The organism is Pseudomonas sp. (genome assembly GCF_040514055.1).
GTDB lineage: Bacteria > Pseudomonadota > Gammaproteobacteria > Pseudomonadales > Pseudomonadaceae > Aquipseudomonas.
This window is the reverse complement of sequence record NZ_JBEVDL010000097.1, coordinates 1-9,899: the sequence shown is the minus strand read 5'-3', so window position 1 is coordinate 9,899 and position 9,899 is coordinate 1. Positions and strand designations below refer to the sequence as shown.

Here is a 9,899-nt window from a genome sequence, read left to right as displayed (position 1 = left end):
CCGCAACTGCTCGAACTCTACGACTACTACGCCCACGGCAAGATCAACCGACGCGAGTTTCTTGACCGCGCGGCGCTATTCACCTTTGGCGGACTGACCGCTGGCGCCCTGCTTGCGAGCCTCACCCCCAACTATGCCCTGGCCGAGCAAGTCGCCTTCACCGACCCGGACATTATTGCCGAGTACATCACCTATCCTTCACCCCAGGGCAACGGGCAGGTGCGCGCCTATCTGGTGCGCCCGGCCAAAGCGCCGGGCAAGGTGCCGGGGGTAGTGGTCGTGCATGAGAATCGCGGTCTCAATCCCTATATCGAAGACGTCGCCCGACGCCTTGCCAAGGCGGGTTTCATCGCCCTCGCCCCTGATGGCCTGACCTCGGTGGGTGGCTATCCGGGAAACGATGACAAGGGCCGCGAGCTGCAGGCGACCGTCAACCCGGAAAAGCTCATGAACGACTTCTTCGCAGCCATCGAGTGGTTGATGAAACATGACGCCGCCACGGGCAAGGTTGGCATCACCGGCTTCTGTTACGGCGGCGGCGTGGCCAATGCCGCGGCCGTGGCCTATCCGGAACTGGGGGCCGCCGTGGCCTTTTACGGGCGTCAGCCGGAGGCCAAAGACGTGCCGCGAATCAAGGCCCCGGTGATGTTGCACTACGGCGAGCTGGACACGCGCATCAATGAAGGTTGGCCGGCGTACGAGCAGGCGCTCAAGTCCGCCAGCAAGACCTACGAGGCCCACATTTATCCTGGTGCCAATCACGGTTTTCACAATGATTCCACGCCGCGCTATGACGAGGCTGCGGCAAACCTGGCGTGGGACAGGACCCTGGGCTGGTTCCGGCGCTATCTGGTGTAAAGGCCTGGCGCTGGCATTAACAATCGCCGGCCAGGATACGTCCTCTGTATGATGGCGCGCTTTGAGTGCGGGTCAGACTTCGAGGAGTATGCATGGACAGGCTTTACCGGACAGGACACCAGGGCTTGTCCGCCATCAATCTACTGACCTTGGGCCTGTTATCGGCCAACAGCGCGCTGGCGGCCGACACCGAGTTGCCGGCACTCACCGTTACCGGCGAAGACACTTCCGGCTATCAGGCTGAAAGCGCATCGGTCGCCAGCTTCGACTCGACCACGCTACTCGACACCCCGGCGGCGGTGACGGTTATCACTGATGCCCTTATCAAGGATCAACAGGCGCGCCTGCTCAGCGAAGTCCTGCGCAATGACGCCTCGGTGGGTCAAGCCTACGCCCCGGTAGGCTATTACGAGAACTTCGTGGTGCGCGGCTACTCGCTCAACTCCGCCAGTAGCTACAGGATCAATGGTCGCACCATCACTGGCGAACAAAACGTCGGGCTGGAAAACAAGCAGCAGGTCGAACTGCTCAAGGGCCTGTCGGGCCTGGAAAGCGGCGTGTCGGAGCCCGGTGGGCTGGTCAACTACGTGACCAAGCGGCCGACCGATGTGCGCCAGGTCACGGTCTCGACCGATGACCGCGGCAGCGGCTATCTGGCGACCGATGTCGGCGGGTTCTTCGGCAGCGAACAGCAGTTCGGCCTGCGCGCCAACCTGGCCCATGAAGATATCCATTCCTACGTTGAACATGCCAACGGTCAGCGGGATTTTGCCTCCCTGGCCTTTGACTGGAACATCAGCCCCGATGCGCTGCTGCAACTGGACGCCGAATACCAGAGCCGGGAACAGCGCTCGGCGCCTGGCTACCAACTGCTGGGTGGCACCCGACTGCCGCACCATGCCTCGCCAAAAAAGCTGCTGGCCCACCAGAGCGGCTCCAACCCGGTCAGCACCGATGCGCTGAACCTCAACGGCAAGTTCGAGTACCGGTTCAGTGATGCATGGAAAACCGACATCAGCGCTTCGCGCAGCCGGGTGGTGATCGACGACTACAGCTCGTTCGCCTGGGGTTGCTACGGTGCCGCCAGCTGCGCCGACGCCGCAGTGCCGAATTACTTCAGCCCGGAGGGCGACTACGATATCTATGACTTCCGCAGCCCCGACGATACCCGCCGCAACGACGAGCTGCAGGCGACCCTCAGCGGGCGCTTCGACACGGCTGGCCTGGGCCACGAACTGACCTTGGGCACCAGTGCGTTTCGCCGGGTGGTGGACAAGCGCGACCCGATCAATGTGATGATCGGCAGCGCCAATATCGACAGCGAGCCTGCAGACTTCGCCCGTTATGACGGCCCGCTCAATGACTCCCAGAGACGTCTGGACAGCCGCCAGTACGGGCTGTTTTTCAATGACCGGATCAGCTTCAACGAGCACTGGCAAACCGTATTGGGCGGGCGCGCGGTGCGTCTGGACGAGGAAACCTTTGACAGCCAGGGCGAAACCACTCGTCATACCCGCCGTTACGAGTTCCTGCCCCAGGCTGCGCTGATCTACAAGCCGGTGCAGAACCTGTCGCTGTACACCCGCTATAGCAAAGGCCTGTCCCTGGGCGGCGAGGCGGCGTGGTTTACCACCAACGCCTTTGAAATCCTCGCGCCAACCGTGTCCCGGCAAATCGAGGCCGGGGTCAAGTATGACTGGCAGCGCATCAGCCTGGGCGCGGCGCTGTTTCAGATTCGCCAGGCGTATCAGTATTCGCGCCCCAACGACGACGGCACCTTCACTTTCGCGCAACAGGGCGAACAGAAGAACACCGGCCTGGAGCTGTCCGCCAATGGCTGGGCGACGCAACGCCTGCAGATCAGTGCCAGTGTCGCGGCGATTCGTTCCCGGGTCAGCGGCACGGGAACGGCGGCTTATGAGGGCCACCAGACAATCAATGTGCCGACCTTGCGCGCCAGCCTTTCCGGCGACTATGCACTGCCCTGGATAGACGGCCTGGCATTGCTCGGTGGGGTGCAGTACAGCGCCAGCAAATACGCGAGCCAAATCGGCGAAGTAGAAACCGGCGCCTACGCGATCTTCAATGTCGGCAGCCGATTCAGCACGCGAATAGAGGGTTACGAGACGGTCTTTCGCCTGAGCGTCGACAACCTGTTCGACAAGCGCTACTGGCGCGATGCCGGAGAATACATGGGCGATGACTACGTATTCCAGGGCGCGCCGCTGACGGCGCGGTTGAGTGCTTCGTTCAATTTCTAAGGCTGCCGAAATCACTTGCAGGAGCCAGCTTGCTGGCGATGGGCGTTAACGATGACGCGGGGGTGCCTGGCAGCCCGCGGCGTACTCGGGTTTTCCCGAGCGAGCTCGCTCCTGCAGGATGGTAAACGTTAACGGGTGAGCCGAATTGGAGCTCCTCAGCTCACCAGATCAATCAGCTGTTCACGCTGCGCCCCGGTCAGCATCGGGCCGAATCCGGCCGCCGCATTGTCGGCCATGTAACGCGGATTGCCGGTGCCTGGGATCACACAGGTTACCGCCGAATGCGACAGCAGAAATTTCAGCGCCAGTTGCGGCCAGCTATTGACCTGTACCTGCGAAGCCCAGCCCGGCAGGGGCTTGCCCTTCAGGCGCGTAATCAGGCCACCGCCGCCAAACGGCCGATTACAGATCACCGCTACGCCACGTTCCCGGCATAGCGGCAGAATACGCTTCTCGACTGCGCGATCGTCCAGGGCGTAATTGATTTGCAGAAAGTCGAGTTGTTCAGCCTTGAGCACCGCCTCCACCTCGTCATAGGCCGACGCGGTGTAATGGGTGATCCCGATGTAGCGGATGCGCCCTTGCTCTTTCCATTCGCGCAATGTCGGCAGATGGGTTTTCCAGTCCAGCAGGTTGTGGATCTGCATCAGGTCGATCCGGTCGGTTTGCAGCAGCTGGAATGATTGCTCCATCTGCGCAATGCCTTCTTCGCGACCACGGGTCCATACCTTGGTCGCCAGGAAAGCCGGCGAGCGCGGTTCGTGGATCGACAGCAGCTCACCGGTGGTCTGCTCGGCGCGCCCGTACATCGGCGAGCTGTCGACCAGCGTGCCGCCCTTCTCGAACAGTGCATCAAGCACGGCCGGCAGCTGCTTGTAGGCGGGGTCGGCAGGGGCGACATCGAAGCCGCGATAAGTGCCCAACCCAACGATGGGCAGCGGCTCGGCGCTGGAAGGAATGCCTCGGGTCTGCATGCTCTTGCCTCCTGTGGCGATCGGCGGCGCTTGCGCCCCGGCCGGGTCGAACGTGAAGACCGCCGAGACACCGGCAGCCAGCGTGAGTAGTCGGCGACGGGTAATTCCATCAGTGTGGCTCATGATTTTGCTCCTCCACCTGGGTGCTGGCCGCCCGTTGTTCCTGCCGCCTGGCCAGCCAGAAACACAACCCTGCCCATACACCCGCAACCGGCAGAATCGCCAGGGCCACCAGACCAAACCCGGCGCCCACTGCCGTCAGCCCCGCAGACAGCCAGCCACTGGCGGCATCGCCGCCGCGATAGACCAGGGTTTCGATCACGTTCTTGGCCTTGTATTTCTCTTCGCGGCTGACCACCGTCCACAGCACCTCTCGCGCCGGCCGAACGAAGGCAAATTCCACCGCCCGACGCAGCCCTTGCGCCAGGGCAACGGTAGCAGGTGCCGGCGCCATGGCCATCGCCGAGAATGCCACGACGCTCGCCAGGGGCAACATCACCAGCGCCCCGCCCACGCCGACCCAACGGATCAACGGCGCGGTCAGCAACAGCTGAAACACCAGGGTCAGCACCGACACCAGCAAATCAACCCAGGCAAAAAATTGAGTGCGGCTTGCCACATCAGCGTAGCTGCCTGAGACGATCCGGCCTTGTTCAAAGTACAAAAGGGTCGCGGCGCTGGTGTGCAGCAGCATGAACGCCACCAGCCCAAGGAGGTAGCGCGAGCGAAGGATCAGGGTGATGCCGGCCAGCATGCTGCCACCCATTCGCTCACCATCCGGGGAGCGGTTGTCAGTGCGCGACACCGTGCGCCTGAGCAGGGCCCGGTAGCAACGCACGGCGATCTCGAGCAGCACCGCCGCCCCCAGCGTCAGGGCCATCGGGCCCAGGCGCACGGCCATGGTCGCGGCGAGCAAAGGCCCGATAAAGGTGCCCAAGGTGCCACCGGCCGCGATGTAACCGAATAACCGGCGTCCCTGGTTACTGGAAAACCGGTCGACCAGCACGCTCCAGAAGATCGTGACGATGAACAGGTTGTAAATGCTGATCCAGACAAAAAACACCCGCCCGACGGTCACCGGCGCAACGTGATTGGCGATCAGCAGCCCGAACACCAGCATCGACAGCGCAATCAGCCGATAGATCAATGGCACGAAACGCGTAGCCGGCAGTCGGGACACCAGCGCACCGTAGAGCGGTACCATCAGCAACATCACCACGAAGGTGGCGCTGAACAGCCACTGCAATTGGTCCGCACCGCCCTCCAGGCCCAGGGCATCGCGCAAGGGTCGGACCAGGTAATAACTGGCGAGCACACAAAAATGGAAGGCAAAACCCAGCATCAGCGCGGTTCTTTCCGCGGGCAGAATCTTCAGCGATTTCAGCGCGATGGGCATCGCTTCCCTCCCGGACCGGCGCGCCACGCGGCCAATCGACTACACTGCGACAGCGATCAAGTGATCGCCGTTTTCCACCCTGAGTCGTCAATGCCGCTCCCTAACGTTAGCCGAATGTCGCGTATCCTGATGATCATCGCAGGCATCGTCATCGCGCTGTACCTGGTGCTCTGTGTGGCACTGTGGGTGTTCCAGCGCGCCCTCATTTATTACCCCCAGCCCCGGGCCGTGGCGAGTTCGCTGTTGACGCTGCCCCGCTCCGATGCGCAGATATTGGTCTCGGTGCGCGAGCACGAGGGCCCCAAGGCGTTGATCTATTTCGGTGGCAACGCCGAGGACGTGTCACGCAACCTGCCCTCGTTTTCAGCGGCGTTTACCGATCATGCCCTTTACTTCCTGCACTACCGAGGGTTTGGCGGCAGCTCTGGCTCGCCGTCCGAAGAGGCCATTCAGCGCGATGCCCTGGCGTTGTTCGACGAGGTGTACGCCCGGCACCCGCAGGTGACGCTGGTGGGCCGCAGCCTGGGCTCGGGTGTCGCGGTGCGCCTGGCCAGCCAGCGCCCGGCATCGCGCCTGGTGCTGATCACGCCCTATAACAGCCTGGAAGAACTCGCTGCGCGGCAGTTTCCGATCTTTCCGGTCCGGTGGCTGTTGCAGGATCGCTTTGAGTCCTGGCGATATGCCCGGGAGATCAGCGTACCGACTTTGCTGATGGCTGCAGAGCACGACGAGGTGATCCCGCGCTCGAGCACCCAGCGGCTGTTCGAGCATTTCGCTCCGGGGGTGGCCGTGCTCAGGGTGATACCGGGGGTGGGGCATAATTCGATTTCCGACAGTGCGGATTACCTGAGGCTGCTGCGGGAGGCTTTGTGAGGTCGAGTGGTGCGCTCCTGGGGCGAGCACGCTGAATAAAGCCAGCATGCTCGCCCTCTTGAGCGCATAACCTATTGAGCAACAATCTTTACCAACGGCGCCCCCTTCTTGACGATGTAGGTCGCCAGTTCCGAGCTGGTAGTCGCGCTTGTATTCTTCGCCACATGCGCCACCCCTGCCGGGATATAAAGCGAGTCCCCCGCCTTGAGTGTCACCGCAGGCTGCCCCTCAAGCTGATACTCGAACGTGCCCTGCAGGACATAGGCCACCTCAACCCCCGGGTGGGAGTGTTTGGGCGAGGCCACGCCCGGTTCGAAATCCACGCGCACCTGAAGCACTTCCTGTCCCGCAACGTCCAGGTCCCTGTGCAACAGATCGGTGCGGTGCAGGCCGATCTGCCAGCTCTTGGTCGCCGGGGCATCCTGAGTGGCCGACTTGACCTCCTGGGCCTGGGCCAGGCCCGTGACAGCGGCCAATGTGGTCGCGGCAATGGCCACGCCGAGTGCGCCAGCGGTTTTACGAATATTGAACAGGGACATCGCGATTCTCCAGTGGTTGTACCGCGGATGCGGTGTGCCCCATTCAAACGCCGCCATGTATCGGCCAGGTGTCCACGCCACCCTGGATATGTATGCGCAGTTGGCTGCAGGCACACCTGATACGCTGGGATACAAACCAGTGCCCCGTCAGCCCCGGTCGGCACTCTCGCGCCAGCGCCGCGCCTGGATCAGCAACGCCGGGGAAAAATGCAGCACGACCATCCGCACCAGATGGTGGGACAGAATGAACACGACGTTCAGCCCACTGCTGAACGCGACGATCGAAATGGTCTCGATCGCGCCCGGCATGTACGCCAGCCACAGCGTCAGCGGGTCACTGCCCAGCATCTGCCACGCCACGGCGGCGAAGCCCGCCGCCACCAGCAGCATCAGCCCCACCGACATCAATCCGCTGCGTCCGTGGCGCAGCAGTTCCCCGAGGCTGATGTCGCGGAATTTCGATCCGATCAACATGCCCAGCAGCACCGAGGCAAAATCGATGCTCCACGGCGGCATCTGGAAACCCGGGAGATAATCCGACCTGACGTAGACGCCGGTCAGGACAATGGCCGTCAACATGAATGGCGCCGGTACTCCAAAGCGCAGGAGCACGCGACCCAGCGCCAGGCACAGGGCAATCAGCGAGAGCAGGATCAGCAGCGTGCTCACTAGCCACGGACTGCTGTCGACAGTCCTTACCGCGGTTTGCCCGGTCACGCAGAAACTCACCAGCAGGGTGATGAACAGCAATCGCACCAGGTGCACCACGATCACCTTGCTCGATGCCCGCTCCGACTCCAGTAGATCGAACACCGCCGCGAGCGCGCCCGGGTAGACCGCCAGCAGCGAATCCTTGGGGTTCCAGCCGCAGACTCTGCACAACCAGAACCCGGACACGACGATCTGTGCCGCCAGGCATACCAGCAACAGACCCAGGCTGGGCAGCAAGGCAGCGGCTGTGTGGCTGTCCCAGGCCTGGAACATCAGCCCGGTGGTGATTCCCAAGGCGACTTGCACGTAACCCAGGCCAAAGCGCAGCCTGGGCGCGAAGCCTGACTTTGCGGCAATGATGGCCGTGGCGAGGATCGAGCCGAGCAACAAACCGTGGGGCACACCGACCGCCTGTAGCAGGGCACCGACAATGGTTGCGACCAGCAAGCACACAAGCGTTTTCATGAATCGTCCCTAATTCCAGCGCTGATTTTTTTGGATCCAATTTTCCCCGGCTCGCACTTTTTCCCACTGAACCTTGTTCAGCGTCAAGTAAAAAGCGCCGATCGTTATCGAGGAGCGTTTTTACCCATGCCCGCAAGTTAACCGAGCAAGGCTTCGGTCTCGCCCAGCAGGGTCGGATGCTCTATGCCGCGCACCATCACCCGCTGTGTGGGGCCTGCAGCAAGTCCGGAATTTAGGAGGGTAAATCAGGGATATTCGTACCACGCATCTAAAGCTAATAGCGGACGTCTCGCATAGGGATGTTTCAATTCATGCAGCGATGCCTCTGGTACGGGACTTTCAAGACTCCGGATATATGCGTTCGCCGAAAATCCCAGCAGATACAAACATTTCCTTACAAATACACTCCTGGCTAAACTCCGCATATACATCTACTAGTGATAGGTTACGGCGCTCGATCAGGCCCCTGAGATGCCGAGCCGTATGATGCGCATCAATCCTCCCCGCCTTGCCGTTTACGTTATTTTGGTTAGCCTGTTCGCGGGCGCCTGGTTTGCCCACCCTGCCGCTGTCCATTCCTCCTTTGCCTTGATGAGCCCGGCGATGGCTGTGGCCGACAAAGTGGCCAAGCCCGTCTACACCAGTCGCTTCGCATCCTCGGGCCTGGTGGACTTTGTGCATTCCTCGGCGGTTACGGCACTGCCTGACGGCAGCCTGATGTCGGTCTGGTTCGCCGGCACCCGCGAAGGCGCCGCAGACGTGCAGGTGCGTTCCGCCCGGTTCAACGCGAAAACCGGTGAATGGGGTGCGGAACAGGTGTTGGCGACTCGGCAGTCGACCCAGCAAGGCACTCGAAAGTACATTCGCAAGCTTGGCAACCCGGTCGTGGCGCTGGCGCCGGACAATCGTCTGTGGCTCTTCTATGTCTCGGTGTCGATGGGGGGTTGGGCCGGCAGCGCAGTCAATGTGATGGTCTCTGATGACTTCGGCGATAACTGGTCTGCACCGCGCCAGTTGATCACCTCGCCCTTTCTGAATATCAGCACCCTGGTGCGTTCGGCCCCGGTGTTTCATGCCGATGGTTCCATTGGCCTTCCGGTGTATCACGAGTTTCTCGGCAAGTTTGCCGAGTACCTGTACCTGAGCCCGGACGGCAACGTCATCGACAAATTCCGTATCAGCCGTGGCACCAATTCATTGCAGCCGACGGTCGTGCCACTGGATGGCCAGCGCGGAGTCGCCCTGTTGCGTTATGCCGGCGAGACCCACCACCGAGTGCTGGCAACGCGGACCGAAGACGCCGGGCAAACCTGGAGCGAACCCTATCCGCTGGACCCGTCCAATCCAAACTCTTCGCTGGCGGCGGTCGCCACGCCGGAACACGGCTTGCTGGTGGCACTCAATGACCTGCGCGAAGGCCGTTTCAAGCTGAGCCTGTACGGCACCGATGCGAAAATGGACGACTGGCGCGCCCTGCGCGACCTGGATAAATCACCTGACCCGGAAGGCGAGCCGTTTTCCCCGCAAGCCTACAAGGAAATCATTGGCCAGGAATTTCGCGACTCCAGCGGTGCGCTGCGCCAGCCCCTGGAGGCGCAGTTCCTGAGCAACCTGGACACCCGGGTCTGTACCAGCCGCGGGTGTGAGTTCGAGTACGAGTACCCCTACTTCATTCGCAGCCCCGACGGCATGTATCACCTGGTTTATTCCTGGAACAACACCTTCATCAAGCACGTCACCTTCAACGAAGCCTGGCTGTCCGAGCGCCTGAAATGATCAACCTGTGGCAAGCCCATCTCAGTTTCGCAATGATCATATTCCT

The 9,899-nt window shown here is 61.8% G+C and carries 8 protein-coding genes; 4 read left to right on the top strand and 4 right to left on the bottom strand.

Annotated elements, in window-relative coordinates; genetic code table 11:
- Nucleotides 1-858, top strand: an 858-nt coding sequence (gene yghX, locus ABWY06_RS25200; protein WP_353928332.1) for a YghX family hydrolase, incomplete at its 5' end; no start/stop codon positions are given.
- A 92-nt stretch (nucleotides 859-950) separates the two neighbouring features.
- On the top strand, nucleotides 951-3,119 hold the full coding sequence (locus ABWY06_RS25195; RefSeq protein WP_353928331.1) for a TonB-dependent siderophore receptor: 2,169 nt from the start codon (nucleotides 951-953) through the stop codon (nucleotides 3,117-3,119).
- Nucleotides 3,120-3,274: 155 nt separating this feature from the next.
- Here ABWY06_RS25195 and ABWY06_RS25190 read toward each other — a convergent pair whose 3' ends face one another.
- Both ABWY06_RS25190 and ABWY06_RS25185 read right to left on the bottom strand, forming a co-directional pair.
- Nucleotides 3,275-4,216, bottom strand: a complete 942-nt coding sequence (locus ABWY06_RS25190; RefSeq protein WP_353928330.1) for an aldo/keto reductase — start codon at nucleotides 4,214-4,216, stop codon at nucleotides 3,275-3,277.
- Entirely contained in the window at nucleotides 4,203-5,489 is a 1,287-nt protein-coding gene (locus ABWY06_RS25185; RefSeq protein WP_353928329.1) for an NTP/NDP exchange transporter, read from the bottom strand. Before ABWY06_RS25185 ends, ABWY06_RS25190 begins: the two co-directional genes overlap by 14 nt.
- Before the next feature lie 90 nt (nucleotides 5,490-5,579).
- Here ABWY06_RS25185 and ABWY06_RS25180 point away from each other — a divergent pair, with 90 nt between their 5' ends.
- Entirely contained in the window at nucleotides 5,580-6,362 is a 783-nt protein-coding gene (locus tag ABWY06_RS25180) for an alpha/beta hydrolase (protein ID WP_353928328.1), read from the top strand.
- Nucleotides 6,363-6,433: 71 nt separating this feature from the next.
- Here ABWY06_RS25180 and ABWY06_RS25175 read toward each other — a convergent pair whose 3' ends face one another.
- Both ABWY06_RS25175 and ABWY06_RS25170 read right to left on the bottom strand, forming a co-directional pair.
- Complete coding sequence (locus tag ABWY06_RS25175) at nucleotides 6,434-6,901, bottom strand: cupin domain-containing protein (protein WP_353928327.1); 468 nt, start codon at nucleotides 6,899-6,901, stop codon at nucleotides 6,434-6,436.
- Nucleotides 6,902-7,048: 147 nt separating this feature from the next.
- Entirely contained in the window at nucleotides 7,049-8,077 is a 1,029-nt protein-coding gene (locus ABWY06_RS25170; RefSeq protein WP_353928326.1) for an AbrB family transcriptional regulator, read from the bottom strand.
- 483 nt (nucleotides 8,078-8,560) lie between these two features.
- Between ABWY06_RS25170 and ABWY06_RS25165 the strand changes: the two genes are divergently transcribed.
- On the top strand, nucleotides 8,561-9,853 hold the full coding sequence (locus ABWY06_RS25165; RefSeq protein WP_502948253.1) for a sialidase family protein: 1,293 nt from the start codon (nucleotides 8,561-8,563) through the stop codon (nucleotides 9,851-9,853).
- Nucleotides 9,854-9,899: the final 46 nt, after the last annotated feature.

Coding starts and splice junctions, on each gene's coding strand:
- ABWY06_RS25195 (WP_353928331.1), top strand. CDS start 951: ATGGACAGGCTTTACCGGACAGGACACCAGGGCTTGTCCGCCATCAAT.
- ABWY06_RS25190 (WP_353928330.1), bottom strand. CDS start 4,216: ATGAGCCACACTGATGGAATTACCCGTCGCCGACTACTCACGCTGGCT.
- ABWY06_RS25185 (WP_353928329.1), bottom strand. CDS start 5,489: ATGCCCATCGCGCTGAAATCGCTGAAGATTCTGCCCGCGGAAAGAACC.
- ABWY06_RS25180 (WP_353928328.1), top strand. CDS start 5,580: ATGCCGCTCCCTAACGTTAGCCGAATGTCGCGTATCCTGATGATCATC.
- ABWY06_RS25175 (WP_353928327.1), bottom strand. CDS start 6,901: ATGTCCCTGTTCAATATTCGTAAAACCGCTGGCGCACTCGGCGTGGCC.
- ABWY06_RS25170 (WP_353928326.1), bottom strand. CDS start 8,077: ATGAAAACGCTTGTGTGCTTGCTGGTCGCAACCATTGTCGGTGCCCTG.
- ABWY06_RS25165 (WP_502948253.1), top strand. CDS start 8,561: ATGATGCGCATCAATCCTCCCCGCCTTGCCGTTTACGTTATTTTGGTT.